A 25,099-nucleotide genomic window follows, 5' to 3' on the forward strand; every position below is an offset into this window, starting at 1 on the left:
GGCGGAGTCGTACGCGGTTGGGCACGTCCAGCGTTGCTTGTCTCACACCTGCGGCTTGAGCAGGACTGCATGGCAGACGCCGGGCAGCGGCAGTGCGGGGACGCCGTCGGCAGGGAAGAGGCCAGCCTGGTGGGCAAGGGTGGCTATTTCGCCGGTGTTGATGCCGCGTTGGAAGGTTCCTTTGCCTTCGCTGGACCAGAAGCCGTCGTGGTGAGTCCTCCATCCGCCGTGGGCTGCGGCTTTGGTGATCTCCTCGGGTGAGCGGGTGACGACGACGAGGTGTCCGCCGGGGCGGGTGAAGGCGGCGGCGTCCTTGAGTGCCTGGATCCGCTGCCAGGGGTCGGGCAGTACGTTCAAGACGAACATCTGGGTGACGAGGTCGTAGTCGTGGCGGCCGGGGCGGGGCCAGCCGAAGCTGTCGTGGGGGTCGAAGCCGTCGGCGGCCAGTCCGTGAGCGCGGTAGTGCTCGACGTCGGTGCCGTGGCCGCAGCCGTGGTCCAGGACGCTGATGATGCCCAGCGGCTTGATGATGTGCTCGGTGACGGCCCGGGAGGCTGGGGAGGGGCTCTTGCGGCTCATCGCGGTCTTGTGGGGCCGATACAGCGTTCTGGAGGAGCTCGGGGCGGTGACGCCGCCGTTGAGGTCGCTGAAGGCGAAGAGGACGTCGGCGGGTTCGGCCGGCTGAAGGGTGACGGGCAGGTCGATCAGAAGGGCGGAGTGATCGGTGAAGTCGGTCGGTTTGGTCCGCACCGTCGCGTCGGGGGTGACGGAGGTCGACGGGGCGAGGTGGTCGTTGATCAGGGCGAGGTCACAGCGGAACTGGGTGCCTTGGTGGTGGCGTTCGAGGGTGAAGACGGGCGCTTCGTCCGCGGTGGTGTCGATCAGGGAGGCGGTGGTCATGAGCTGCTGCAGGGCTGCTCGTTCCGTCTTGGTGTTGAAGGGGCTGACAGCACCGTTGTGGAGCCCGTCTTCGGGGCGGGGGGCGATGTTGAAGTCCCCGCACACCAGGAGGGGGCGGCCGTCCTCGGCGGCGGCCATCTCGGCCAGAGCCGTGAGCTGGGCGGTCCGCGAACCGGCGGAGTTCGAGTCCAGGTGGACCTGGAGAACGGTCAGCCATTCCAGCTCGATCCGCTGGACCCAGGGCAGGGTCAGGGCGACGGCCGGCGGGGCGAGGTGTTCGCTGATCCAGACTGCCATCTCACCGTCGCCGCCCGCGAAGGCGAAGCCGGGCAGGACCGGCGGGGTCCGGTCGGCGGGCTTGAACGCTTCCTGGGCCACGACCGCCTGCACACCGTGGGTCCGCAGCCATGCGGCGAAGCCGGCCCGGGGTCCGGCGGCGCCGAGCCGCTTGTTGAGATTGATTGAGGCCAGCAGCACGTCGAAGCCGTCCCTTGGGTGACTGGTGGTCAGGGTCACAGCGGCAGGGGCCGCCCGGAGGCGGCCTCGTCGCGGAATGCCTCCCACAGGATGTTCAGCGGGTGGGAGACGTCGTAATTATCCCGCTCGCCCTTGCGGGCGAAGACACCGGAGACGAGCCGGAGCATGGGGGTGAAGTCGTCGGCGAACTCCACCAGCCGGAAGTCCTCGCTGGTCGGCAGCCGCCCGGCAACGGCGGCCTCGCCGATGGAGCGGGTGCAGAGCATGCAGCCATAGGTCATACGGGACCGCAGGAGGGCGAGTCCGTAGTAGATGTCGTCGATTTCGGCGGCGATCTGCAACTGCGAGCGGAAGTCGGGCCCATACCAGCGTTCGATGAAGTCGGTGATGACGCCGCGGGCAGGGATGACCAGAGGCAGACTCCTCAGCCGGTCGATACCGACAGTCTTGGCAGGCAGTTCCCGCACCGGCAGGTTGGTCAGCAGAGCCAAGCCCTCGCGGTGCCATTCGAGGAAGTCGTAGTCCGGAGCGATCTGGGTGCCGTCCGCCGGAGCCGCGAGCCCCCCGCACAGCAGGTCGACCTGGTTGGAGTCCAGCCACTGCCAGAAATCACGGGTCCGCACATGCACGACCTTCAGCTCGATCTCCCGCTCCGTCAGCTCAGGGGCGACGCGTTCCCAGACCAGGCCGAGGAAGCCGAGGGTGAACTCGGTCGTCCCCACCGTCAGGGTTGATCCCAGACGGCGACGCGAGCCGGCGATGCCCTGCAGCCAGCTGGAGAACGTCACCTTGGCCCTCTCGACGACATCGAGGCCGGTCGGGGTGAACAGCAGATCCTTGCCCCGGCCCTGTTTGACCACCAGGAGTTCGCCGGTCAGGGCCTGGAAGTTGCGGTTGAGGATGTCGAGCTGCTTCTGCACGCTGGACTGCTCACGGTCCAGAAGCCTGGCAGCCGCGAGCGCGGTCTTCGTCTCGTGGACGACGATCAGCGTCCGCAGCTGGTCCCAGGTCAGGTCCAGCAAGTCCGGTGGACAGGCCAGCAGATCGCCCCGGAACCCCTCGGGACCAGGAACCTTCAACGGCCCTGACGGCGACGACGGCACGGACACCCCCTCCCTGACGCAGCACCACCCAGCTTGCACTGTCCGCACGGCCAGCAGAACTGAACTTCACCACATTTCCCGCCGAGAAAACCTTTAAATGTCCAAGCGGACATATGGATATCCCCGGCTATCCCGAGGAACATTTCCATCGCCGCCTTTGATCCGGCGGTGATCACCACGTCCTGCTGCCTGCATCCCGGGGTGAGTCATGCTCTCTGCCGAGTCGATCACCTACCTCATCGAACACGGGGCACTGGAATGGGACGGCGAACTCCGCGGGGACGGACTGCTGCTGACGCTCGGTTCCCCGCTTCAGCCACTGGCCGCCCCCGCCACCCTGGTCGTCGACCTGGCCGACCAGGCCAGCATCGACGACCTCTACGGGGAGCCCGTCACCGAGTGGAAGACACGCGAGCTGATGCCCGGCGAGATGCTGCTGGGAGCGGTCGAGGAGCCGCTACGGCTCGGGGCCGGGCTGATGGGCATGATCGGCGGGCTGAGCCACCTGGCCCGCGTCGGCCTGGCCGTCCACGTCACCAGCCCGTTCGTCCTGCCCGGCTGGAACGGGCACCTGACGCTGGAGCTCGTCAACGCCGGCCCCGCCGTCCTGCGGCTGCACCATGGCATGCCGCTGGCCCGCCTGCTCGTCTTCGCCCTGGACGGGCCCCACAGCAACGACGTCGCATCCCACCCCTTCTACGGCCGCGAGGCCGACCTGAAAAGCCGATACGCCGATGAGTTCCCCGTCGGCCCGATCCGGAGGTGATCCTGATGGACTGCCAGTTCTGCACCGAGTTCACCGCGCGCGAGAGCACGACCCGGATCATCACCGAGACCGCCGGCGGCTGGGTGCTGCTGCCCACCGTCGGCGCCCTCACCCCGGGCTACTGCCTGTTCATGCCGCTCAAGCACCTGGACGCCGCCGCCGACGTCACCCCGGCCGATCTGGAACGGGTCGCGGCGGAGACGGAAGGGATGCGCACGCTGATCCAGGCCCGTTACGGGCCCGTCATCCTGGCCGAACACGGCCCGCGCGAATGCGAGCTGGGCGCCTCCTGCTGCAGCCACTGCCACCTGCACCTGATCCCCATCCCCGACCCGGACGCCGTCACCACCGCCTACGAGAAGACCGGCGGCCCCGGCCTGCGGCTCACCTCCATGGCGGCCCTCCCAGCCGCCGCGGACGGCTCCTACCTCTACCTCTCCCCGCGGCCCGGCGAGCACTACTACTGGCCCTCGGCCGGCTTCACCCGCCAGTTCGTTCGCCGCGTCTGCGCCGACGAGCTCGGCCTCGGTGACTTCTTCGACTGGCGCGAGCACCCCTTCACCGCACACCGCGACCGCACCTTCACCGAGCTGACCGCCGACTTACGGCACGCAGCCGCCTGACGCCTGGGGAAAGGGACACCCGATGACGATCTCCCTGCCCAGGCCCCTGCACGCGCTGGGCGAGGCCGAACTGGCGGCGGCCGCGAAGGACCGCCGCTGGCCGAAGTGGCAGACCATGGCCCTGCTGCACTCCCTCCGCCTGCCCATCCTGAACGCCTGCCTCGTCCCGCCCGGGATCGGCGCGGCCGCGGTCCGCACGGCCGCCCGCACGCTTGCGGCGGCTGCCGGCACCGAGACGCTGATGATCCGCTCCGATGGCGGAGTCGAGAAGAAGCAGTACTACCGGGGCGGCAACACCTTCGCCCTCAAGGACATCCCGCCCCGGGCTGTCGGCCTGCTGGCCGACGGTCGGGCGGTGATCCTGGCCGAGCCCACGAACCGCTTCACCAACCGCCTCACCGTCCTGGTCCGCCTGGACCGCCCCAGCCGGGGTCAGCCCGGCACCTTCACCCTCGAAGCGCTCGGCCCCGGTTATGACGTCGCCGACCTCACCCGCGGCCAGATCCCGCCCCAGGTCACCGCCCACCTCGAGGACGTCGACTGGGACCGCTACGAACCCCCGCGCTGGCACCAATGGACAGTCACGGGCGACCGGTGTCCCGGCGGGGAAGACACCCGCCGCACCCGCCGCCTGCAGCGGCTCGCCAGCCAGACCCTCACCGACGCCGGACACCTCGATGGCGACGCCGGGGCCGAACACGCCGAGGCATGGCTGCGCGAGCGTGGATTCCTCCACCTATTCGGGCCGCAGCTGCCCCGCGAGGACCTGATGAAACGGGGCCGGAGGCTCTTCGAGGATGCGTTTGTCCTCGCCCTGGCCCAGCCCAACCGCAACTGGCGCTGCCTGGCCACCGCATTCTCCGTCTTCGACCGGCGCCGCACCGTCTACTGGGACCTGGTCGACGGTGAACGCAAATACGCAGCGACCGTCCAAGCTGCTACCCGATCTCAGGAGAGGGCAGCATGAACAGCCGACCGGTCTACCTCGACCACCAGGCCACCACTCCGCTGGACGAGCGGGTCCTGCAGGCCATGCTGCCGTTCCTCACCAGCGAGTACGGGAACCCCTCCAGCAACCACGCCTACGGCCGCACCGCGGCCAAGGCCATCCGCACCGCCCGGCGCCAAGTCGCTGACCTGGTCGGCGCAAAGAACGAGTTGGAGATCGTCTTCACCTCCGGCGCCACCGAGGCCAACCACCTGGCCATCATCGGCGGAGCCCTCGCCGCCCGCCCCCGCGGCGGGCACGTCATCACCACCGCGATCGAACACAAAGCTGTCCTGGCCGCCTGCCAACACCTCGCCGACCACCACGGCTACACGATCACGCGCGTCGGCGTCGACCGGCACGGCCGCGTCCACCCCGCCGACGTCGCCGCCGCCCTTACCCCGGACACCGTGCTCGTCTCCGTGATGCACGCCAACAACGAGATCGGCACCCTCCAGCGGATCGCCGCCATCGCCGAAATCATCCGCCCGCGCGGCGGCCTACTGCACACCGACGCCGCCCAGAGCGCCGGTTACGGCCTCCTCGACGCAGGCGAGCTCGGCGTCGACCTCGCCTCGATCTCCGCCCACAAGTTCCACGGGCCCAAAGGCATCGGAGCCCTCTATATCCGCGGCGGCACCTGCATCACCCCCCTGCAGTCCGGCGGCGGACAAGAACGCGGACTGCGGTCCGGCACCCCAAACGTCCCTGCCGTCGTCGGCCTCGGCACCGCCGCCGACCTCATCACCACCGGCGCCGTCCCCGGCCCCGCCCGCATCCGTGCCCTGCGCGACCGGCTCCAGGAACGGCTCCAAGCCTCAATTCCCGACGCGTCGGTCAACGGCCACCCACACCGGCGGCTACCCGGGAACCTCAGCCTCACCCTCCCCGGTATCGAAGCCATCGACCTCCTCGACCGGCTCCCCGCCGTCGCCGCCTCCACCGGATCAGCCTGCAACACCGGAAACGCGGAACCCTCCCACGTCCTCACCGCCATCGGCCTCACCCGCAGCCAAGCCCGCGCAACCCTGCGACTCAGCATCGGCCGCACCACCACGGACGCCGACATCGAACGCGCCGGCGCTCTTATCGCTGAAGCTGTCAAGGCTGCGGCCCCAGCCCAGACGACCACAGAAGCGGCCTGAACCAAACCTCCAAAACTGACGGCCGCCCGATTTTCGGGTCGGCCGTCGGGCGCATATTCATGGACAGCCCCACCAGCGACCAAGCTGCCCGCTTTCAGGTTTCTTGATCCCGTGGGGAGGGCCAGGATGGCATGTCCGTTACCGGGGAGCAGGGTTGGCCCGTTGGCTGTCTCCACGTGCCGGTCATTACATCTCGGTACCGGCATCACCACCGGTAAGAGTCGCCGGAGCAGCGTCTTCGGCGGTCCAGTCGCCGTCGAAGAGCAAGGCGGCCAAGCGAGCGTGTGGTTCGGGGAGTTGGCCGGTCCGGTGTTTGGTGCGGGCTTTGGCTAGCCAGGCGCCGATCTTGACGGTGTCGCCGTCGGCGCGGATCTCCTCACGGGCAGTGGGGGCGCGGCCCTCGCGGTGGAGGAACAGTTCCAGGAGCTGGGCGGTCTGTTCGAAGGTGCGGCGGGTCCGGCGGGCGGGAGCGAGGGGGCTGCTCTCGGGGGTGAGGCCGAGGGCGGTGATCAGCTGCTGCTGGCCGGGGTGGAGGGTGGGCCAGGTGGTGAGCTGGCGGCGCAGCCAGGAGCCGATTCTCACTCCGGCCAGGAGGGTGTCGGGGGTGAGGGTGGTGGGGTCGGCTCCGTCGGTGAGGTGGGTGCGGAGGAGGTGGTATTTGCGGTGCCAGTCGGCGCCGTGGGGGAGGTTCCAGTGGGGGTCGAGGGCGGTGAGGGCTTTGGTGCGTGTCGGGTCGAGTTCGTTTTTGGCGGCGAGGTGGCGTTGTTCGGCGAGCCAGGCTCCGGTGGGGGTGGTGGCGGGGGCGGCGAGGTGGCCGTGGGCGGTGTGGTAGTCGGCTGCTGCGGCGAGGCGGGCGCCAGGCGGCGTCGTGTCTGTCCCAGGTCATGCCCAGTGCGTCGAGTTCGGTGGTCCAGTCGGTTTCGAGGCGGCCGGTCTTCGCGGCGTCGCGCATGGTGGTGATGAAGGTGCCCAGGGTGTAGCCGGTGGGGTCCACGTGGTCGGCGGGGACGTCGAGGTGGCCGTGTTCGTCGTGGTAGGAGCGGGCCGCGGCAAGTCCCAGGTGCCGGGAGCGGGAATGGGCGGTGTGGCGGGGGTCGAAGGAGGCCAGGTCCATGGCGCGGGCGATGCGTTCGGGGTGGACGGTGAAGTCGAAGTGCCAGCGGCGCTCGATGACCTCGCTGGACTCCTTCGGCTGGTGGTGGGTCTTGTCGGGGAGGCGTTCGAGGATGCGGTGGTCGTGGCCGGCCAGGGCTGTGGCGATCGCCCACACCGGCTCGTACGCGGTGCCCAGGATGTCCTCGGGGTCTGCGCCCGGCGGGACATGGACGGGGATGACCAGGGAGGCCGTTTTGCCGGGCACATCCAGGCGCAGGGCGCGGCCGAGGGCCTGGGCGCAGCGGATGACACTGCGGGTGGGGTCGGCGAAGACGACGGCATCGACGCTGGGGATGTCGACGCCCTCGGCGATCAGGCGGGCGTTGGCCAGGATCGCGCAGCCGGCGGCACGGAAGGCGGTGAAGATGTCGGCGCGTTGGGCTGAGGTGTGCTCGCCGTGGACGAAGAACAGTTTGGGGGTGAGGTCGGGGCACAGTTCGGGGGCCGTGTGGCGCAGCAGGCGCAGGGTGTGGGGCAGTTCGCGGGCGAAGCGGCGGGCGTCGGCGACGAGGTTGAAGTAGACCAGCACCTTCTTCAGGCCGTGCTCGGTCATCGCGCGCAGGACGGCGAGGTGCAGGGCGGTGGTGCGCAGTGCGCTGTCCGTCTCCTCGCCGGTGCCCGGTGTGGGTGTGGTGCCGGGGGTGGGGAGGTTCAGGCGGCGGCGCAGGCCTGAGTCGGTCAGGGTGGGCACCACGATGCGGTAGTTCGCCGCCCGGCCATCGGCGACTACCCGGGCGAGCGGGTACTCGAAGATCTTCTTCCCGTAGGCGGCTTCGTTGTCCATGGAGTTCGCGAACGCGTCCGGGTCGACGGGCCGCCGGCGGCGGGGGCGTGCGGTGTCGGCGGACTCCGCCAGTTCCGGCGCGCCGACGATCCTTGCGGTGGCGGTCATGTAGAGGCGGCGGTCGGCCCGGATCAGTGCCGCGTCGTGGACGATCGCCCACTTCTTGTCGGCACGGCCCGCGATCCGGTGAACCTCGTCCATGACCGCAAGGTCGAACGGCGGAACCGTATAGCCGGTGTGCCGGGTCTGCTCGATCTTCCCGAGAGAATCGTAGGTGCAGATCACCGTCAGCGCGGGGATCTGGTCCTCGCCCTCCCCCACCACCGACATCAGACCGGCAAGCGCCTGCGCCCTGCCCGTCGACATCACGCGCGCCGCCACCAGATCCTCCCGTCCGCCCGCGTCCATCGAGGAGACGATCACCATGTGCTCCCCATGCCCGTCCCGGCGCCAGGCCAGCGCCATCTGAGCCGCCAGGTCCAGCGTGGGCACCACGAACAGCACGAGACGCGCACCGAGTTCATCCGCCACCCGGACCGACACCAGCGCCTTGCCCGTCCCCGTCGCCGACGCGTACAGCGCGCATGTCCCCACACGCCGCAGATGCCGCGCCAGCCGCCCCACGGCCTGCGTCTGGTCGGCGAACAGCGACCGGTCCACCGGGGCCTCGGGCGGGGGAACAGCGACCACGGTCATGGAGGACTTCCTCAGGAGAAAGAAGCATGTACGAACGGCGGCTTCATCCAGGGGACAACCGCCGTGTTGGATCAGACAGCCCGCGGGCAGGCGGTGCGCAGCAGCGCGGTCATGGCCCCGCACGCCCTATAATCGTCGCCCCCCCCGTGAACAGGCCGTGCGCGCAAGCCTAGAGGACCGCACCGACAGGCGCAGGCGTTCCCCCAGCTCCCCGGGTACGGTCAAACGGCCGCCCAGCCGTCAGGCCGACGCTCCCCCGGCTCGCCGCCCTCCAGCCCCAGCCGGCCCGACCGGCACCGCCCGGAAGCGACGACGCCCTTGCGTCCGGCCCCGGCGGCGCGGCAGCACTCACCGTCCCGCCGTTCGTGCAGCGCGGACTCCCGGCGGGACTGCCACGGAGCGGCCGGCTCCTCGAGCAGACTGCCGGGATGCGCGCGGGAGATGCCGGTGAAGGCAGGATGGGACGCAGCCGCACGGGCCCGGCTGTCTCACACTCGCCCAAACCCGTGCGGCCCTCATCGGGTCACGGAGCGGCCTCCAGGGCGATGTCTGTTTTCCGCCAGCGCGGGGACGGGCATGTGCGGATGCTGGAGCCATGACCACGACTTAGAAGTCATCTCATTTGGTGAGTCTGCGGTAGCAGATGAGGGTGGCGGTGATGCCGGCGAAGGCGAGGAAGTGTTCGGCTTTGCGTTCGTAGCGGCGATGGAGCCGACGGCATCCGGCGAGCCAGGACACGGTGCGCTCGATGGTCCAGCGGTGGCGTCCCAGACGCTGTGAGTTCTCGATGCCTTTGCGCGCGATGCGGGGTGTGATGTGGCGGCTGCGGAGGAATCGTCGCAGGTGAGCGTTGTCGTAGGCCTTGTCCGCGTGAAGTTTGGCGGGCCTGCGGCGGCGGGGACCCCGGCGGTGAGCGGATGGGCGGTATGCCCTTGACGAGGGGTTCAAGGGCCTGGCTGTCGTGCAGGTTCGCCCCGGAGATGCCGACCGACAACGGCAGGCCGGTGCGTTCGGTGAGCAGGTGGATCTTCGAGCCGTACTTGCCCCGGTCCACGGGGTTCGGGCCGGTCAGATCCCCCTTTTCATCGCCCGCATGTTCACCGAGTCCACCGCACAGCGCGACCAGTCCAGCCCACCGCGGGCGCCGAGCTCGTCCAGGACCAGGCGGTGGAGCTTCGCCCACACCCGGGCCTTCGTCCACTCCGCGAAACGCCGGTGGGCCGTGGCCCCCGAGGGCCCGAACGAGGCCGCCGGAAGCTGCAGCCATGTACAGCCCGAAGTGGCCACGAACACGATCGCGGCTAGCACCTCACGGTCCCCGTGCCGTCGTCGGCCACCGCCCTGCGGCCGCATCGGCGCCTCCGGCACCACCCGCTGGAACAGCACCCACAACTCGTCCGGCACCAGCCGCTCAACGATCCCCACCATGATCCGAAGCCTACAGCCAAATGAGATGACTTCTTATGAGGTGCGGGCCATCGATCCGGCCGTGCTGAAGCAGCTGCGGGAACAGGACGACGCCGGCTTCACCCGGGTACCCGTCACCGATCCGCAAGGCGGTGCCCCGCTGCGCTGCTGTCTGCGGCACAGCGAGGCAGGTGAGCGGATCGTCCTCGTCTCGTACGCGCCGTTGCGCCGCTGGGCGGCGGAGACAGGCACTGAACCCGGCCCGTACGACGAGTGCGGTCCGGTCTTCGTCCACGCCGAGGAGTGCGACGGGCCAGCCTCCGGACCCGGCTATCCAGCCGAACTCCATGGTGCCCGCCGGGTGCTGCGCGCCTACAGTGCCCAGGGGCACATCCTCGGCGGGAGACTGATCGAGATCCCCAAGGAACGGGCCGGCGAGGTGAACGATGCACTGCGCGATATCTTCGCCGATCCGGCAGTGACGCTGATACATGTCCGCGCCGTGGAATTCGGCTGTTTCATGGTCGAGATCCGCCGCCGGTAGGCGAGACAGGGAGCCGGAGGTTGGTGCGGGCTGGCCGGACTCGGACGTACTGCCGACGTCGTCGTCATTCGGCTATGGCACGGGGAAGAGACGTCGCCGTCCCGGACGGGCGTGTGGCGGCTCCGATAATCGGGAAACCCCCGTGGGCGCAGCCGGGGATCGGCAGGATGAGCGCATGGGTCATGGGGAGATGAGTCCGGGCCGATGCGGCCGATCTCGGTGAGGTGTCCGGAGGGTCCGGTGGAGGCGGTCGTGGAGGCCGACGCGCTCGACGCCGCGTTGGATGTGGACACGGTGCTGGTGCGGGGGCCGCTGTTCGGGGTAGCCGCGCAGGATGCTGGCGAGGCACTGCGGTGGCGGGTCGTGGTCGCGGTGGAGGCCGGCTGTCCGCAGCAGGCCCGGGACAGCCTCAACTCGCTGTTGTGGTACCGGGCGAAGGACGAGGCGCAGAACACGGCGGAGCGGCGTGCCCTGCTGGCGGCAGTGGCCCGGCTGGAGAGCGAACGCGTCGATGAGCCCACTGTGCTGGGGACCCGTTACCGGGTGGTGCGTGCCGAGGAGTACGCCGGGCTGAGGCCGGGCAGCATCGAGCAGCCCCGGCCGACCGACCCCGAACCCGCCACCCCCAACTGGGACCGCGGAACCAGGGAGGTGCGCATCGATGACGGTCTGATCCTGGACCCCGACGCACCCGTCACGCCCGCCCAGGCCGCGGAACGGCTGGCGCTGCGCGAACTGGACTACACCGGGGCCCGGTTCCCCGAGGACGTGCGCAGGGACTCCCGACAGGCGCTTGAGACCCATCCGGACGTGATGCTGCTGCCCGCGGTCTTCAGGGTCGTGGAACAGGACGGCCCGGGGTGGAAGGCCGGCAGCGGTGCGCACGCCTGCGCCCACGACGCCCGCAAATCGCTGGACTTCGCCCTGACCTGGCTCGAACCCCGCCAACAGGGCCTGATCCCCTGGGACGCCGACGACACGGTCGACGCCCGCACGCTGGCCGCGGAAGGAACCGACCCCGCGGCCGGCAAGCTGGTCGCGTACACCCGGGCCGCCGACCGGCTCCGGACCGAACGCGCCAACCGGATCGAGGCCGCAGGCACCGTCCACCAGATCTGCCGCACCCGCCGACTCCTACGATGGGGCCCCGACGGGCCAGAAGGACCACGCCCCTCCGACACCAACAGCCAGCCCCCCACACAACTCCACCCCCACCTCGACGAAAACGGCACCATCCACTACGACCACGACAACAACAAAGCCTGACTGCGTGCTTCTAATCCGTCGTGCGTCAGGCGGTGTTGGTGCGGGCATTCGCGGTTGCGTGCGGTGTTGCTGGAGGCGTGAGCATCAGCAACGAGCGCCCGGTAAGCGTCGAGCAGATTTAGAAGTCATCTCATTTGGCTGTAGGCTTCGGATCATGGTGGGGATCGTTGAGCGGCTGGTGCCGGACGAGTTGTGGGTGCTGTTCCAGCGGGTGGTGCCGGAGGCGCCGATGCGGCCGCAGGGCGGTGGCCGACGACGGCACGGGGACCGTGAGGTGCTAGCCGCGATCGTGTTCGTGGCCACTTCGGGCTGTACATGGCTGCAGCTTCCGGCGGCCTCGTTCGGGCCCTCGGGGGCCACGGCCCACCGGCGTTTCGCGGAGTGGACGAAGGCCCGGGTGTGGGCGAAGCTCCACCGCCTGGTCCTGGACGAGCTCGGCGCCCGCGGTGGGCTGGACTGGTCGCGCTGTGCGGTGGACTCGGTGAACATGCGGGCGATGAAAAGGGGGATCTGACCGGCCCGAACCCCGTGGACCGGGGCAAGTACGGCTCGAAGATCCACCTGCTCACCGAACGCACCGGCCTGCCGTTGTCGGTCGGCATCTCCGGGGCGAACCTGCACGACAGCCAGGCCCTTGAACCCCTCGTCAAGGGCATACCGCCCATCCGCTCCCGCCGGGGTCCCCGCCGCCGCAGGCCCGCCAAACTTCACGCGGACAAGGCCTACGACAACGCTCACCTGCGACGATTCCTCCGCAGCCGCCACATCACACCCCGCATCGCGCGCAAAGGCATCGAGAACTCACAGCGTCTGGGACGCCACCGCTGGACCATCGAGCGCACCGTGTCCTGGCTCGCCGGATGCCGTCGGCTCCATCGCCGCTACGAACGCAAAGCCGAACACTTCCTCGCCTTCGCCGGCATCACCGCCACCCTCATCTGCTACCGCAGACTCACCAAATGAGATGACTTCTAAGGGCTACCAGGGCAGTCTCTGAAGTTCACTTGTTGACCCTGTACAAGGCCGCAGAGTCACGTGCCGGAGGGCCGCGCGGGTTCGGCCGGCTCGGGGCTCTCGCCGGGCAGCAGCCAGAGGTTGCCGAAGGAGCTGGGTTCCCAAGTGCCCGTCGTAGCAATGCGGTCGAGTCGACGCTGCCGTTGCTTCTGGACGTAGCCGCGGCAGAGACGGGGGTCGTGCTGGTTGTCCGGGTGGCCGGAGAACTCGGCGCAGTGCGGGCATCCCGTGCCTCGGGTGAGCCAGGCCTGGATCCCGAGGGCCAGGAGCACGCTGCTACCGCCGGCCAGGGCTCCTAGGGTGAACGTCTTGGTCGTCATCGATCCTCTTCCGAAGGGTCTTGGTTCAGACAAAGCGACGTGGCCCAGCTCGGTTCCCCCGGGACCGGGCCGGACCACGTCACAGATGTGAATACTTCTGCTTGAGGCGCTCCCCGGTCTCGGTGTCGGTGGCTGTCCGGTCCGGGCGGAACTCGATCGTGCGCTGCGGGGCCCGGCTGCCGTCCTTCCAGGTGGAGCCGCCGACCGCGACCACCAACCGGACCGCCTGATAGCGGTCCTTGACGGGAACCTCCACCTCCAGCCGGAAGGACATCGGGAACTGCCCCTCTTTCAGAGGCTGGATCTCCTTTTTCGCGGTTTGGTCTCCCGAATCTATGCGAATGAACTTCGGCTTCTCATCCCAGTCGACCCAGGCACTCAGGATTACGGACCGGCCGTCCTTGCTCCACCACGCCATCGTTTCCGTTTTGACTCCGTCGATGTCCAGGTCTGTAGCTGACACGCCCTTGTACGCGGCGGCCCGTTCCTGCTCCTGCTCACGCTTGTCGTCGTCGTCCGCCTTCTGCCATACGACCGCAGAGGCGAGCGCCAAAGCCGCGATAGCAGCGACGTAAACCCAGGAGCCTTTTTCACGTGTACGGCCTGCGGGTGGGGCGGTGGCGTGTGTTGACGGTGGCGTGACGAACGGGGCATCTCGCTGGTTGGCGGGTCACCACAACCAAGCCTGACCTGCGGAGATGCCCCGTGTTCCTCTATCCTGCCGCATGCGATCTCGACGAGGAGCTCCTGGAGCTGGTGACGATGGTGATCGTCGCGCGCAACGGTGACCGCACCTGCAAGCTGCGCCCGTACGACCAGGCCCGGTGCACCCTGGTCTACCTGCGCAAGCACGACACCTTCGAACAACTCGCGGCCGGCTTCGCGATCAGCGTGGCCACGGCCTGGCGCTACGTGAACGACACGATCGGGCAACTCGCCGACCTGGCCCCCACGTTGACGGAAGCGCTCACAAGTCACCATGCCGACGGCTACGTGCTGCTGGACGGCACCGTCGCGGAGACCGACCGGGTCGCCGCCGGAGGACACTTCTCCGGAAAGATCCGCCACGAGGGCGTGAACCTGCAGGTCGTCACCGCAGAAGAGGGGAAGCTTCTGTGGATCTCGCCCGCCCTGCCCGGCGGCACCCACGACGTGAAGGCCGCTCGCGAGCACGGCATCATCGAGGCCTGCGCACAGCTGGACCTCGAGATCCTCGCAGACAAGGGCTACCGAGGTGCCGGCGGCACCGTCATCACCCCGGTCAAACGCCGCCCGAACACCGAACTGCCCGGCAAACACAAGAAGTCGAACAGGGTCCACGCATCACTCCGGGCACCTGTCGAACGGACGATCTCCCGGATCAAGCAGTGGAGGATCTTCCGCCACGCCCGCATCAGCCCGAACAAGCTCACGTCAGCCGCCGCAGCCCTCCTCACCCTCATGATCTACACGTGAAAAAGGCTCCTGGTCAGCCCGCAGAATTTTCCGTCGAGCAGGTACAGCTCGAATTCTCCGTACGCGATCAGCAGGCACGTGATGAGTCCGTTGACCAGCGTGGTTTTACCCATCTGCGTCATACCGGCAACCAGCAACGACGCCTTGTCGAACGTGGGAACTCCAGCAAGCCGGCCGGTGACATCGTGACCGAGCGGAATACCGGCGAACGTCTCGATCTCCTGCCGCGTCGGAGCCGTGAAGGGCCGCGTGAACGGCGGCTCGTGCAATTTCAGGAGCTTGACTTCGCGTTCGGTGCGCCGGGATGTCTCCAGATTCAGGTGGAGCCGGGTGACGCCGAGCATCGACGCGACCGGCCCGAGCTGTTTGGCAACGTCTTCGTGCGTGCGTCCTTTGGGCACCAGGAACGTGTACTGGGTGCCGATGCCGGACAGTTCTTCCGTCCGTACGTCGGACAGCGGGATGACCTCGTCCTTGCCGATGGCCCCGGTACGGGTCAGGGCCGCGGTCAGCTCCGGATGGACCACAACGGCCGTCGCGTCGGGCGCGGATTCCTGCGCCACCTCAGCAGACGATGGCTCAGCAGGCTGTCTGGCCCATCTGCGGACGACTTCCGTCTTGACCCGCCAGGCCAGATACCCGAGCCCGACCAGTACGCCCACGGTGAGGAGCACCGCGGCCGGCCACGGCAGACCCGTCCGGTCCTTGATGGCGTACAGGATGCCCAGGACGATGATCAGGCCGCCGATCGCGCCGGCACTCTGGCCGTAGACGTCCTCAACCCGGTCGTCGTCGTACCGATTTCTTCGGTCGTCGTACCGGTATCTCTTCCTTCCCATCAGCGCGCCCCGCTGGCTTCCTCCTCGGCGACGCGGTCGGTGGGGGCGGGCAGGACGTAGCCGTCCGCCGCCTGCCAGGCAGGCTCCGGGACGGTCTGCTGCGGCGGGACCTCGGGTGGGTTGATGTGTGGCGCGATTGCGGGCGCCGCCGGGGCGGCCGATTGTGCCTGCGTGCTGCGGATCAACATGCTGGGTGGTGCCTCCTGCCGGTGACATACTGGCCGTGGTGCTGGAGGTCCGGGCCGACGAGCGGGACTGCATCCCACCCGCCGCACCCGTCACAGAAAGATCACTCCCCGTGAGGTTAAGCGCCTGGTCTGACAACAGGCCAGGGAATATCGGCAATCCCCGCTACGCAGCCCCGCCCATCCCGGTCCACCGTGCCGCCGAGCGGGACGACGCCCAGTGGCCGCAGCCTGGCGGCGGCACTGGCCACGCGCTCTTTCCATCGGGGCCGGCCCATCCTCTGGGGCGGTCTCGGGTTCGGAGAACGCCTTCGCGGCGAGCTCGCGCATCGCCATGGTCTGCCGCTCCACCGCCTTCGCAATGGCCGGGTCCAACCGGCGCGGCGGCACGGCGCCCATACCAACGGCAACGCCGCCAACGACACCGTCCAGCAGGGCAACGCGGCCGTCGACACGGTCGCCGGCCTGGTCAAGTGCACCGTCAACCAGGGCAACAAGGGCCTCAACGGCGCCGACGACGATCTCGGCTGAGCTGATCACCGGCCCCACCGCCGCACGCACCGCCAGCCGGGCGTGCGGTGATGGGCGCGGTGAGCTCCAAGCTGTCAAGCGCCACCAGCGTCACAGCCAGGGCCAGCGGACTACCGGTAAGCCGTCTGGAGACCAACACCACCCGCGATGCCGATAGTTACCGACCATGACCGTTCTCACCGGTAACCGCTGTACCGACTTCCCAGTCCGAGGCCGGGCTTCGACCGGGTCAAGGTCATGGACCATATCGACTTGGCCGGCGCCCTGTTCGACGAGAGCGAGCCGGAGCAGGGCACCGCCGCGGCCCAACAGGCTCTCGTCGATACTGCCCGCGTCGATTCCACCCTCGTAGCCTCCTCCCGTCTGAACACCCTGCTGGCCGCCGTCCGCCCGCACCGCACCGCCGCAGTGGAGGACGTCCGCACCCGCGCGGCCGATCTCGCGGCTTCCCGCCCGCCGACCGCCGCAGCCTGAGAACATCGCCTCCATGGGCAAGCACTCCCGGCCCGGGCCGCCCAACCAGCCCTCCCGCGCCATCCCCCGCCTCGACACCGACGACCCGCTCGCGGCGTACAACAAACGGCGCCGACCGCCACTGGACATCTACCGCCGCCACCGCCCACTCCACGGCCGCGCCTGCCACCTCCACTCCGACGGGCCCAGAGCCCTGGAGGAATGGGACGGATTCGCCTTCGCCCCCGCCGGGACCGCGGCCGACCTCGCCGCAGCCCAGCAGTGGGCGAACGAACGGCTATCCAGCGAGTGAAGAGGCGGGCGGAGCAGCAAGCCCACCGAATCGATCAAGGTCCGATTCGGCACCTCCCGGGCCGGAGCCGTGGACGTCGCGCTCTGCACCAGCGCCTCCGTCGACGCGGTCGTCCCCACCCACCCCGGTTCCCCACTCGCTGTACTGGGGAAGCAACCCACCCCGGCCTGACCGGCAACACGGCCCGGTAGATGGCGGCGTCTCTCCCCCACAGCTGTCACGCGGAGAAGAGGTGCCGTCATCCCGGACGGGCGTGTCGCAGCTCCGATACTGGTGGTTTGTTGACGGCGGGTTCGTGTGGGAGTAGGCCGTGGAAGGAGGTGTCAACCACGTTCTGGGGAGCCCGAGATGACGAAGCGGCTGCCGTGTCCGCCTGCGCCTGGCCCGCTGGAAGCGTACGCTGCCCGCTTCGACGATCTCTTCGGGACGCTGGCCCAGCGCCGGGGTTTCCGCGAGTACCTGGCCGGTCTGCTGCTGCCGCGGGAGTCGGCACCGGCAGACCCCTCGATCTCTACCGCCCGGTCTAACAAACCACCGCTACTGCTCGATTCCGCTTTGGCGGGGTAGTTGTAGGGGTGTGGGGGCGCTGACTCGGGTTTCTCGGGGGCGAGTTGCTGTGCCGAAGTTGCTGTCGGCCCGCCCTGCCACGGATGTGGCTGAGGAGGGGAGGGTCCGCAGGCTGGCCGGTGCCCGGCATGCGCCGGCGGACTGGATTCTGCGGGCCAGGATCATCACACTGAGCTGGGAAGGCGACCGTGTTCCGGTGATTGCGTCCCGGCTCGGGTGTCATCACAAGACGGTGCGCAAGTGGCTGCACCGGTTCAATGTCCAGGGCCTGGACGGACTCGGCGACCGACCGGGCTGCGGCCGCAAGCGGCGGATCACCGAGGCGGAACGCTCACGCATTATCGAGCTGGTCCGCTGCGACCCTCCGGGCCGGCTTGTGCGGGAGCCGTGGGGTGACCTGGCGGCCGAGGACGAGTCGGCGCCCGGCGAGTGGACCACCTGCCGCTAACCCCCCGATAGCAACAGAAACACCGTTTACTGGACAGGCCCGATTCATGACACTCCCCTACGAGGGGAAGGCCAGTCGGGCATGGTATCGGCGTAGAACGTTTTCTCGGTGCGGTCTTCGAGGGCTTCGGCGGTGAAGGTGATCAGGTGGTGGCCGGCGACGGCTGCCCACAGCATTCCTTCGGGGTTTCGGTGGCGCAGGAGTGCGGTTGTGGCCATGCGCCAGAACGCGGTGCGGTAGGGGGCGCGGATACCACAGTGCCAGAGCACGTTGGCGGTGATGCGGGCGCCGCGGGACAAGGCTGCAGGGCGGTAGCGGGGTGAGGACAGTGGTACTCGCAGCCGGTGTGGGTGGGTGTTGTGTATCTGGTGCAGGTAGCGGGCAAACATGCGGTCGGGCTGGTAGGCGTGGGCGATGACGTGCCGCCAGCCGTTGACGACGGTGTCGCGGGGCAGTAGGAAGTCCACGTTGGAGTCGCCGGGCCCGGGGGCGGCCAGGATGCGGCCCTCGGCTTCCAGGCGTCGCCACAGCGGGGTGTGGGGCAAGGCCTGCAGCAGGTTGATGGTCAGGAAGGGGATGTTGCTGGCGTCGATGAAGTGGCAGAAGCGGTCGTAGGTGTCGGGGGTGTCGGTGTCCAGGCCGAGGATAGCGCCGGAGGCGACTTCGATGCCGTAGGAGTTGATGGTGGCGATGGCCTGCAGGATGGGTGAGCGCAGGTTCTGCCGCTTGTCCATGACGATCAGTGCGTCTTCTTCGGGGGTTTCGATGCCGACATACAGCTGGGTGAAGCGGGCCTGGCGCATCAGGGCCAGCAGGTCGGGGTGCTGGGTGATGTTGAGAGTGGCCTCGCAGGTGAAGTCCACGGGGTAGCGGTGCTGCCGCTGCCAGGTCACCAGGTGTTCCAGCAGGCGTTTGGCGGCGTGTGGGTTGGCGATGAAGTTGTCGTCGACGAAATAGACCGCGTCGCGGATCCCGTGGGCCAGCATCGTGTCGAGCTCGGTGGTGATCTGCTGGGGTGTCTTGATTCGGGGCTTTCGGCCGTAGAGTTCGGGAATGTCGCAGAATTCGCACTTGAATGGGCAGCCTGAGGAGGCTTGCACGGTGCCGGCCAGATATGCGCTGGTGTCGGCGAGGTGGTAGGCGGGGGTGGGGAAGTCCTCCAGGGCGGTGCGTTTCTTGGTGGGGTAGGTCTCCTGAGTGGTGGGGCGGTGCAGGTCGTGCTCCAGGCGTTCGGCCAGTTGCACGGTGGCGTCGCCGAGCTCGCCGATGTGCAGCATGTCCGGTTGGGGATACCAGTGCGGGGCTGCGGATACCGAGGGGCCGCCGAGCACGGCTGTCAGGTTGTGGCGATGGGCGCGGGAGGTGATGTCCAGGATCTTGTCTCGCTGGACATGCATGCCGGACACCATGACCACTTGGGCCCAGGCCAGGTCCGTCTCGGTGAGATGGCGCAGGTTCTCGTCGACGATGCGGACGGCCCAGCCGCGGGCGGCGAAGAAGGCGGCGATGACGAGGATGCCCTGGGGCGGGTAGAAGGCGCGGGCGCCGACCAGTTTGAAGGAGTGGTGAAAAGTGCCGAAGGAGGGGGCGTAGTGGGGGAAGACGCACAGCATCCTGCGGTTGGTGCCGGGGGCCGGGGGGCTGTGGGGGTGGGTGGCGCTATGCGTGGTCTCGGCTGGTGATGAGTGGGGCATCGTTGCTCGCTCCTCGGCTCGGGGTGCTGTGGCTTACTGCGGTGGGCAGAGGTGGTCTGCAGCGTTGGCTGGTGGGGGGCTTGGGCTAGTGGCGTGGCGGTAGGTGGTGGTGATGGATTCGAGGCGGTCGGGCGGGGTGCCGTGCAGGATGAGTTCATCGGCGCCAGCGTCGAGGTACTCGGCCAGCCGTCTGGCGCAGGCGGCGGGAGGCCCAGTTGCGGTGGATGCGGTGAGCCAGTTGTCCGGGAGGAGGTGGCCGGGTTCGGCGAGTTGGAGGGGGTGGTACTTCTCGTCGGCCAAAGCCTGGCCGAGGTCTGCCAGCAGGGGGTGGGCGCGGATTCGTGCCAGGGGGGCGGTGTCCCAGCCGTTGAGGCGTGCGATGCGCTCGCCATGCGGGGCTGGTTGGAGGTAGCTGATGGCGCGGCCCGCGAGGATGTCACGGTCCTGGGGTGTGGGGTCGGCGATGGTGATGACTGTGGCGTAGATGCGCAGGGCTGCAGGGTTCCGGCCGGTTACTGAGGCGGCGTTGCGGACCGTGGTGGTCGTCTGTGTCACGGCCTGGGGGGTGAGGAAGGCGGGCAGGATCACTCCGTCGAAGTGCTGCCCGGCCAGCTCGAGTGATCGTGGTCCGAGGGCTGCCATGAGCAGGGGGACGGGCGTGGCCTGTGAGGGGCCTGCGAGGTGGAGGCGGGGGTAGTGTCCGGCGGGTCCGTGGTAGGTCACGGTGTCGCCGGCCCACAGGCGGCGCAGGATGGCTGCGATGTCGATGACCGCCTGGGCAGGGGTGATGGGAGTGACGCCGAGTCCGGCGAGCCATGGTCCCCCGCGCCCGAGCCCGAGGAGGAATCGTCCCTTGGTCAGGGTTTGCATGGTGCTGGCCAGGGAGGCGAGGACGGCGGGGTGGCGGATGTGGAAAGGGGTGATCGCCGAGCCGATGTTCACACGGCTGGTTGCCTGGCCGAGAGCGCCGGCTACCACGCCCAGGTCGCGGCATCCGAGGCGTTCTGAGATCCACAGCGTGCGCAGGCCGATGCCTTCGGCGGCGTGGGCCTGGCTGATGGCGTGCCTGGGATCGGTGGTGCCGCCGGGCAGCACGTAGGATCCCAGCGGTATGGAAGCTCGGGGCTGGGGTTTCATGGTGCCGCCAGGAGCGCTTTGAGGCAGAAGGCGGTGGTGACGGCGCGGCTTCCCCAGACGCGGGCGTGGTTGTCCAGCAACGGGATCGCCTCCCATGATCCGTCGGGGAACTGGCTGTCGGCTATCAGGGCGAGCTCCTGGTGAGCGGAGGGATGCCCGCAGTGTGTGAGCGCGAGTGCGGTCAGGGACCGGTTGAGCGGATCGCAGGCCCGGGCCTGTGTGAGGAAGCGTGCGGCCTGGTCCGTGGCCTGGTCGTGTCCGCCGAGCGCGTGCAGCAGCCGTACAGCAGTGTAGGTGCTGTAATATACGCCGACGTACCAGGAGGCGCGCCAGAACCCCATCGGGTGCTGCTGGTCAAGCAGCCAGGTAACCGCCGGGTCCACCAGGGGGCCCAGGGCACAGGGGCCGACGCGCCGCTCGTAGAGCAGGGCCCCGTACATGAGGTTGGCCACCACCTCCGCGTCGTGCCCGGTGTCGTCTCGGCCGCGTCCCCAGATCTTGTTCAGCGCGGTGCGTCGCCGCTGGTCCGGGTCCTCGCAGAAGAAGGTGCTCACTGACCCGTCGCCCCAGGCGTTGGCTGCGGCCAGGGCGAAGGCGTCGTGGAAATCGTCCGGGAAGGCTTGCCCGGCCCGGGCGAGTGTCTGGGCTATCTGGCCGAGGCTGTCGCCGTCGTAAGGGAGCGGCTCGAAGCCGGGGAAATATCGCCAGGACCTCCCGTCCTTGCTCTTGCGGAGATATGCGGCGTTCTCCGCGACCAGGTGCCGGCACTCCTCATGGCCGGCTTCGACGGCGTCCTGGAGGGCGTCAGTGATCAGAGCGATGTGGAAGGTTTTACCTTCGCACCGCAGCCGCGAGAACGTCTGCATCTGGGCAGCGGACAGACCGAAGTGCGCGTCATACAGCTCCACGAACGTCGCTGTTGAGTAGGCGCCCATGACGTGTGCCGCGTCCGGGTAGAGCCCACGGTGCTGCCGGACGAGGTAGGCGATGCCCCGGGAGACGGCGGCATTGATGGTATTCACCAGACCTCGCGGACACCGCGCCCGTGCGGGCGCCGGTGGACGATCAGCGGCATGGCACTTGGCATGGCGATGAGCCGGACGATCGGTCGCGCGGGCGGCCCGGATGCCGGACTCAGTGTGTACTGGCGCAGCATGACGCTGAGAATGACGCCCATTTCCGTGCGGGCGAACTGTTCGCCCGCGCACCCGCGCACGCCTGCTCCGAAGGGGATATAGGCGTCCCGGTTGAGCTGCTCGGCACGATCAGGCGCCCAGCGGTCCGGGTCGAACGAGTCCGGGTCCGGGAACAGCGACGGGTCTCGTTGCAGGGCGTAGATCGAGAACAGGATGGTCGAACCGGCAGGCAGGACGTGTCCTCCCAGTTCGATGTCGGTGACGGGGCTGCGCGTGAGCATCCACGTCGACGGGTGAAGGCGGAGGGTTTCGGCTATCACCTGCTGCAGGAAATGCAGCTTCCCCAAGTCCTCGAAGGCGACATCCCGGTCACCCAGGCACTCGTCCAGTTCGTCCTGGAGACGGGCCTGGATGTGAGGATGCCGGCTCAGCAGGTTGCAGGCCCAGCTCAGTGCCCCTGCGGTGGTCTCGGTTCCGGCGATGAGCATGGTGATGACTTCGTCGTACACCTGCTCATCGCTCATGCCTTCCCCGGTGTCCTCATCGCGTGCCGCCAGCAGCGCTGCCAGCAGGTCTGCGGTACCGGTGTCACGGACCCGGTATTCGGCGATGATCTCTTCGATCACGCTGTGCATCAGGGAAAGCGCCTTGCTAAAGCGGTAGTTCATGACCGTGGGCAGTTTGTCCAAGAAGTCGATCGGTGCCACGGCGCGCTTGCCGAGTCCCTCCAGAAGGATAGGAAGGCAGCGGCGCACCGTCTCGGAGCGGCCCTTGCCGAGCTGGGTGGAAAACAGCACCCGGGTGGCCGTGGCCAGGGCCAGATCGAATAGTTCCCGGTCCATGCGGATTTCGTGGCCATCGCGCCACGTGCCCACGTGGGCTTGCGTGATCTGGCACATCGTGGCTGTGTACTGCCGGATGTGCGCCCGGCCGAGCAGGGGCTGGATAGTCCGGCGCTGGTGAAGGTGGAAGTCGCCTTCCGAGGTGAACAAGCCGTTCCTGGCCACCAGCCGCCCCTTGTCAAACATCCGTCCTTTCGTGAAGCTCTTCGCATCGGTGACCAGCATTTGCCGGATGAGGTCCGGGTGGTTGACCGCGTATGCGGTCCTTGGCCCGAGCCGGAACGCGACGATATCGCCGTATTCCCTCAGTGACCGGACGAATTCCAGTGGATGGGTGCGCAGTTGCCCCGCATGCCCGAGAATCGGAAAGCCTCCCGGCATGTGGAGGATCCCAGTTGCCGGGACAGACTGCGCTGTCTGCCGGAGCGATGTGGTGTGGGGCGGTTTCTTCGGCATCGCCGTTCCTTCCGTACCGGATGTGGTGTGGCAGCCGTCCCGGTTCCGGTGCCGGGCAAACCCTCGGCGAGTTCGGCGATGGCTGCACAAGGCTGTCCGAGCGTGGCCGGTTTCGAGGAGTTCTTCGGGTTCTGCCCGAGCTGGGCCTGTAGATGGACGATCTGTGCCTGTTGCCGCAGCCAGCTCACAGCGCACTGTCTTCGGTTCGCCGAGCGGTTCAACGTCGGCGTTTGAGGTCACTGTCGCGGCGGAAATCGAGGGTCGGTCGCTTTGCGCGTGGCCAGGGGGCCGCTGACCTCGACGAGCCGGGCGTGCCAGAGGGGCCACAAGGGGAGCTTCCTGCTGCGGAGGATCGCGGCGCAGGCGGCGACCAGCATGAAGGCCATCATCGGCTGGACGCTGAGCCATATGAAGATCGCTGTCTCGGTCATGCGGCGGACAGGGCCTGGGGCGAGGAACCAGTTCCTGGATATGTGCGATCGCGGGGCTCGACACCAGGGCGTTGGCGGCCAGGAAAGCCGCACCGATCATGGCTGAGGACGGCACGACCGCCTTGCGCGGCAATCCGGTCCGCGGTGTGTCCAGCAATTCGGTCAGCCCTACGATCACCCAGACCACAAAGGTCATACTGATGTTCGACAGGAAGGCCCCGGCTACGTGTTCCCGGCTGTTGGCGGAGAACCATTCCGCGATACCCTCGGGCGGGTCGTGCAGCACCGGGAACAGTTCCGGAAGCGCCCGCCGCGTCAGAGTCAGAGAGAGTGGGCTCAAGGGGGGCGGGGCCAGCCCTGCTCGGCCGGATGTCCTGATCTCACGTTCGTTCATCGAACCTCCCCTGCGGAGTGCAGAGCTCCCAGAAGATTGACCGGTTCCTGCGGTACCGGGTCGTGTAGGTCTGCCAGGACCAGCACGCCTGGACATAGTGGCTCACCGCACGGGCGTAGACGGCCAGGGTCGCGGCCAACTGAGGAGCAGCTGGCCGCAGCTCCTCCTCGGTCCGCCCGATGCGGTCCACAGTGTCCAGGAACTCGGTCAGGTAGCCCGATACGATGGCCCCCGCCCTTCGGACGGCGTCGTCGAAGGTCATCCGGGGTTCGCACAGGAGCAGGACCGGCACCAGGTTGGTGTCGGCCTCGTGGTCAACGAACTCCTTCTCCAGGGAAAACAGGTCGTTGGACAGGGCGGCGACCACGCAGCAGAGCCAGCCAAGGCGGTCGACCATCCCCTCGGCCCCAGGGGCGAGACGTGACAGGGCGGCCCGGTCAAGGCTGATGCGCATGCCGTATTCCACGAGAGCGACGGCGTGGGCCATGCCGGAGTAGACGATGCGCTCCTCGATGTACCGTTCCACCGTCGGGACCCGTCCGGTGGCTGCCGCGTTCCGGTCTTGGTGTGTCTCGGCCAGATGAGCCCGCCACAACGGCACAAAGCCCTTCCACCAGGACGGGTCGGCGCTCGCGCGGATCTCAGCGAGGGCCTGACCGTGGGCGCGGTCCAGCCCGGTGGCCTCCTCGCGGGAGGAACTCTCGCAGGCACGGACTATGCGTTCCACGACCCGTACGGCGTCGCGGCGCTCGCGGGGTGCCAGGTGGGCGAACTTGTCCCGCCCGATGGTGTCATTCAGGTAGAAGTCGACAAGATAGATCTTGCCGAGCGTCATGAGCCGCTCGGGGGCGGCGTCGGGGTAGACGAAAGCGACGAGATGCGTGTACGCGTCACTGCTCCCCTCCACCCAGATACCGTGCCGCCAGGCGAACTCCTGCATCACCGTGTCCAGTTGCGCCTGGTACGAACTGGGCCGGTACGAGCGGCACAGGTCGCTCACGCGGACGCCGGATGGGCTAAGCAAGTCATG

General features: G+C 68.4%; 24 protein-coding genes and 3 pseudogenes. 12 read left to right on the top strand and 15 right to left on the bottom strand.

Annotated features, from left to right (window positions below; all coding sequences use genetic code 11):
* Window positions 1-42: 42 nt before the first annotated feature.
* Window positions 43-1,416, bottom strand: coding sequence for a methyltransferase domain-containing protein (locus tag AB8735_RS37985; protein ID WP_372412291.1), 1,374 nt, complete (start codon window positions 1,414-1,416; stop codon window positions 43-45).
* Window positions 1,413-2,399, bottom strand: a complete 987-nt coding sequence (locus AB8735_RS37990; protein WP_372412292.1) for a LysR family transcriptional regulator — start codon at window positions 2,397-2,399, stop codon at window positions 1,413-1,415. Before AB8735_RS37990 ends, AB8735_RS37985 begins: the two co-directional genes overlap by 4 nt.
* Window positions 2,400-2,688: 289 nt before the next feature.
* Here AB8735_RS37990 and AB8735_RS37995 point away from each other — a divergent pair, with 289 nt between their 5' ends.
* Genes AB8735_RS37995 through AB8735_RS38010 form a run of 4 tightly spaced genes read left to right on the top strand, consistent with a single transcriptional unit; the run spans window position 2,689 to window position 6,002 of the window.
* Window positions 2,689-3,246 carry a hypothetical protein gene (locus tag AB8735_RS37995; RefSeq protein ID WP_372412293.1) on the top strand — a complete coding sequence of 186 codons (558 nt, stop codon included), beginning with the start codon at window positions 2,689-2,691 and terminating at the stop codon, window positions 3,244-3,246.
* A 5-nt stretch (window positions 3,247-3,251) separates the two neighbouring features.
* On the top strand, window positions 3,252-3,869 hold the full coding sequence (locus AB8735_RS38000) for a hypothetical protein (protein ID WP_372412294.1): 618 nt from the start codon (window positions 3,252-3,254) through the stop codon (window positions 3,867-3,869).
* A 22-nt stretch (window positions 3,870-3,891) separates the two neighbouring features.
* On the top strand, window positions 3,892-4,836 hold the full coding sequence (locus tag AB8735_RS38005; RefSeq protein ID WP_372412295.1) for a hypothetical protein: 945 nt from the start codon (window positions 3,892-3,894) through the stop codon (window positions 4,834-4,836).
* Window positions 4,833-6,002: a cysteine desulfurase family protein gene (locus AB8735_RS38010; RefSeq protein ID WP_372412296.1), complete on the top strand. Its 1,170-nt coding sequence runs from the start codon at window positions 4,833-4,835 to the stop codon at window positions 6,000-6,002. The genes AB8735_RS38005 and AB8735_RS38010 overlap by 4 nt, the downstream gene beginning before the upstream one ends.
* Window positions 6,003-6,188: 186 nt before the next feature.
* Here the strand turns inward: AB8735_RS38010 and AB8735_RS38015 are convergent.
* The 3 pseudogenes from AB8735_RS38015 to AB8735_RS38025 form a co-directional block, all read right to left on the bottom strand.
* A pseudogene (locus AB8735_RS38015) lies at window positions 6,189-6,794 on the bottom strand (restriction endonuclease subunit R); the annotation flags it as partial.
* 151 nt (window positions 6,795-6,945) lie between these two features.
* Window positions 6,946-8,637, bottom strand: a pseudogene (locus tag AB8735_RS38020) (DEAD/DEAH box helicase family protein); the annotation flags it as partial.
* A 618-nt stretch (window positions 8,638-9,255) separates the two neighbouring features.
* A pseudogene (locus AB8735_RS38025) lies at window positions 9,256-10,065 on the bottom strand (IS5 family transposase).
* Window positions 10,066-10,090: 25 nt separating this feature from the next.
* Here AB8735_RS38025 and AB8735_RS38030 point away from each other — a divergent pair.
* The 3 genes from AB8735_RS38030 to AB8735_RS38040 all read left to right on the top strand — a co-directional run bounded on the left by AB8735_RS38030 (window position 10,091) and on the right by AB8735_RS38040 (window position 12,817).
* Window positions 10,091-10,588, top strand: a complete 498-nt coding sequence (locus AB8735_RS38030) for a DUF1203 domain-containing protein (protein WP_372412297.1) — start codon at window positions 10,091-10,093, stop codon at window positions 10,586-10,588.
* Between the two features lie 240 nt (window positions 10,589-10,828).
* Window positions 10,829-11,854 (top strand): DUF5954 family protein, encoded by a 1,026-nt coding sequence (locus AB8735_RS38035; RefSeq protein WP_372412298.1) that lies wholly within the window; start codon window positions 10,829-10,831, stop codon window positions 11,852-11,854.
* Between the two features lie 154 nt (window positions 11,855-12,008).
* Window positions 12,009-12,817, top strand: a protein-coding gene (locus AB8735_RS38040) for an IS5 family transposase (RefSeq protein ID WP_372412299.1) whose coding sequence is annotated in 2 segments (ribosomal slippage) — window positions 12,009-12,357 and window positions 12,357-12,817 — 810 coding nt in all. Because the reading frame shifts where the segments join, the coding sequence is not laid out codon by codon here.
* A 68-nt stretch (window positions 12,818-12,885) separates the two neighbouring features.
* Here AB8735_RS38040 and AB8735_RS38045 read toward each other — a convergent pair.
* The gene (locus AB8735_RS38045) at window positions 12,886-13,188 is read right to left on the bottom strand and encodes a hypothetical protein (protein ID WP_372412300.1); all 303 of its coding nucleotides are present in this window, start codon (window positions 13,186-13,188) and stop codon (window positions 12,886-12,888) included.
* A 79-nt stretch (window positions 13,189-13,267) separates the two neighbouring features.
* Window positions 13,268-13,741 carry a hypothetical protein gene (locus AB8735_RS38050; RefSeq protein WP_372412301.1) on the bottom strand — a complete coding sequence of 158 codons (474 nt, stop codon included), beginning with the start codon at window positions 13,739-13,741 and terminating at the stop codon, window positions 13,268-13,270.
* 152 nt (window positions 13,742-13,893) lie between these two features.
* Between AB8735_RS38050 and AB8735_RS38055 the strand changes: the two genes are divergently transcribed.
* Window positions 13,894-14,643 carry a transposase family protein gene (locus tag AB8735_RS38055; RefSeq protein ID WP_372412302.1) on the top strand — a complete coding sequence of 250 codons (750 nt, stop codon included), beginning with the start codon at window positions 13,894-13,896 and terminating at the stop codon, window positions 14,641-14,643.
* Here the strand turns inward: AB8735_RS38055 and AB8735_RS38060 are convergent.
* On the bottom strand, window positions 14,634-15,482 hold the full coding sequence (locus AB8735_RS38060; RefSeq protein WP_372412303.1) for an FtsK/SpoIIIE domain-containing protein: 849 nt from the start codon (window positions 15,480-15,482) through the stop codon (window positions 14,634-14,636). The genes AB8735_RS38055 and AB8735_RS38060 overlap by 10 nt on opposite strands.
* Window positions 15,482-15,670 (bottom strand): hypothetical protein, encoded by a 189-nt coding sequence (locus tag AB8735_RS38065; protein WP_372412304.1) that lies wholly within the window; start codon window positions 15,668-15,670, stop codon window positions 15,482-15,484. Before AB8735_RS38065 ends, AB8735_RS38060 begins: the two co-directional genes overlap by 1 nt.
* A gap of 192 nt (window positions 15,671-15,862) precedes the next feature.
* Between AB8735_RS38065 and AB8735_RS38070 the strand changes: the two genes are divergently transcribed.
* From AB8735_RS38070 to AB8735_RS38085, 4 genes are all read left to right on the top strand, one after another.
* Window positions 15,863-16,198 (top strand): hypothetical protein, encoded by a 336-nt coding sequence (locus tag AB8735_RS38070; RefSeq protein WP_372412306.1) that lies wholly within the window; start codon window positions 15,863-15,865, stop codon window positions 16,196-16,198.
* Window positions 16,199-16,435: 237 nt separating this feature from the next.
* Entirely contained in the window at window positions 16,436-16,672 is a 237-nt protein-coding gene (locus AB8735_RS38075) for a hypothetical protein (protein ID WP_372412308.1), read from the top strand.
* Between the two features lie 13 nt (window positions 16,673-16,685).
* A complete protein-coding gene (locus AB8735_RS38080) occupies window positions 16,686-16,964 on the top strand; it encodes a DUF6087 family protein (RefSeq protein ID WP_372412310.1) in 279 nt (92 codons plus the stop codon).
* A 652-nt stretch (window positions 16,965-17,616) separates the two neighbouring features.
* The gene (locus tag AB8735_RS38085) at window positions 17,617-17,979 is read left to right on the top strand and encodes a helix-turn-helix domain-containing protein (RefSeq protein ID WP_372412480.1); all 363 of its coding nucleotides are present in this window, start codon (window positions 17,617-17,619) and stop codon (window positions 17,977-17,979) included.
* A gap of 44 nt (window positions 17,980-18,023) precedes the next feature.
* Here AB8735_RS38085 and AB8735_RS38090 read toward each other — a convergent pair whose 3' ends face one another.
* From AB8735_RS38090 to AB8735_RS38115, 6 genes are all read right to left on the bottom strand, one after another.
* Entirely contained in the window at window positions 18,024-19,673 is a 1,650-nt protein-coding gene (locus AB8735_RS38090; RefSeq protein ID WP_372412311.1) for a B12-binding domain-containing radical SAM protein, read from the bottom strand.
* Between the two features lie 33 nt (window positions 19,674-19,706).
* Window positions 19,707-20,810, bottom strand: a complete 1,104-nt coding sequence (locus AB8735_RS38095) for a TIGR03857 family LLM class F420-dependent oxidoreductase (RefSeq protein WP_372412313.1) — start codon at window positions 20,808-20,810, stop codon at window positions 19,707-19,709.
* Window positions 20,807-21,832, bottom strand: coding sequence for a hypothetical protein (locus AB8735_RS38100; protein WP_372412315.1), 1,026 nt, complete (start codon window positions 21,830-21,832; stop codon window positions 20,807-20,809). The genes AB8735_RS38095 and AB8735_RS38100 overlap by 4 nt, the downstream gene beginning before the upstream one ends.
* Window positions 21,829-23,244, bottom strand: coding sequence for a cytochrome P450 (locus AB8735_RS38105; RefSeq protein ID WP_372412317.1), 1,416 nt, complete (start codon window positions 23,242-23,244; stop codon window positions 21,829-21,831). Before AB8735_RS38105 ends, AB8735_RS38100 begins: the two co-directional genes overlap by 4 nt.
* Window positions 23,245-23,480: 236 nt before the next feature.
* Entirely contained in the window at window positions 23,481-23,675 is a 195-nt protein-coding gene (locus AB8735_RS38110) for a hypothetical protein (RefSeq protein ID WP_372412319.1), read from the bottom strand.
* Between the two features lie 380 nt (window positions 23,676-24,055).
* The gene (locus AB8735_RS38115) at window positions 24,056-25,069 is read right to left on the bottom strand and encodes a terpene synthase family protein (protein ID WP_372412320.1); all 1,014 of its coding nucleotides are present in this window, start codon (window positions 25,067-25,069) and stop codon (window positions 24,056-24,058) included.
* Window positions 25,070-25,099: the final 30 nt, after the last annotated feature.

Origin of the sequence: Streptomyces luteireticuli, from assembly GCF_041519305.1 — a bacterium.
In the GTDB taxonomy this organism is placed as follows: Bacteria; Actinomycetota; Actinomycetes; order Streptomycetales; family Streptomycetaceae; genus Streptomyces; species Streptomyces luteireticuli.

Excerpts from the sequence above, each read along its gene's own strand:
- AB8735_RS37995 (WP_372412293.1), top strand. The coding sequence starts at position 2,689 with ATGCTCTCTGCCGAGTCGATCACCTACCTCATCGAACACGGGGCACTG.
- AB8735_RS38000 (WP_372412294.1), top strand. The coding sequence starts at position 3,252 with ATGGACTGCCAGTTCTGCACCGAGTTCACCGCGCGCGAGAGCACGACC.
- AB8735_RS38005 (WP_372412295.1), top strand. The coding sequence starts at position 3,892 with ATGACGATCTCCCTGCCCAGGCCCCTGCACGCGCTGGGCGAGGCCGAA.
- AB8735_RS38010 (WP_372412296.1), top strand. The coding sequence starts at position 4,833 with ATGAACAGCCGACCGGTCTACCTCGACCACCAGGCCACCACTCCGCTG.
- AB8735_RS38030 (WP_372412297.1), top strand. The coding sequence starts at position 10,091 with ATGACTTCTTATGAGGTGCGGGCCATCGATCCGGCCGTGCTGAAGCAG.
- AB8735_RS38045 (WP_372412300.1), bottom strand. The coding sequence starts at position 13,188 with ATGACGACCAAGACGTTCACCCTAGGAGCCCTGGCCGGCGGTAGCAGC.
- AB8735_RS38060 (WP_372412303.1), bottom strand. The coding sequence starts at position 15,482 with ATGGGAAGGAAGAGATACCGGTACGACGACCGAAGAAATCGGTACGAC.
- AB8735_RS38065 (WP_372412304.1), bottom strand. The coding sequence starts at position 15,670 with ATGTTGATCCGCAGCACGCAGGCACAATCGGCCGCCCCGGCGGCGCCC.
- AB8735_RS38075 (WP_372412308.1), top strand. The coding sequence starts at position 16,436 with ATGGACCATATCGACTTGGCCGGCGCCCTGTTCGACGAGAGCGAGCCG.
- AB8735_RS38080 (WP_372412310.1), top strand. The coding sequence starts at position 16,686 with ATGGGCAAGCACTCCCGGCCCGGGCCGCCCAACCAGCCCTCCCGCGCC.
- AB8735_RS38090 (WP_372412311.1), bottom strand. The coding sequence starts at position 19,673 with ATGCCCCACTCATCACCAGCCGAGACCACGCATAGCGCCACCCACCCC.
- AB8735_RS38095 (WP_372412313.1), bottom strand. The coding sequence starts at position 20,810 with ATGAAACCCCAGCCCCGAGCTTCCATACCGCTGGGATCCTACGTGCTG.
- AB8735_RS38105 (WP_372412317.1), bottom strand. The coding sequence starts at position 23,244 with ATGCCGAAGAAACCGCCCCACACCACATCGCTCCGGCAGACAGCGCAG.
- AB8735_RS38110 (WP_372412319.1), bottom strand. The coding sequence starts at position 23,675 with ATGACCGAGACAGCGATCTTCATATGGCTCAGCGTCCAGCCGATGATG.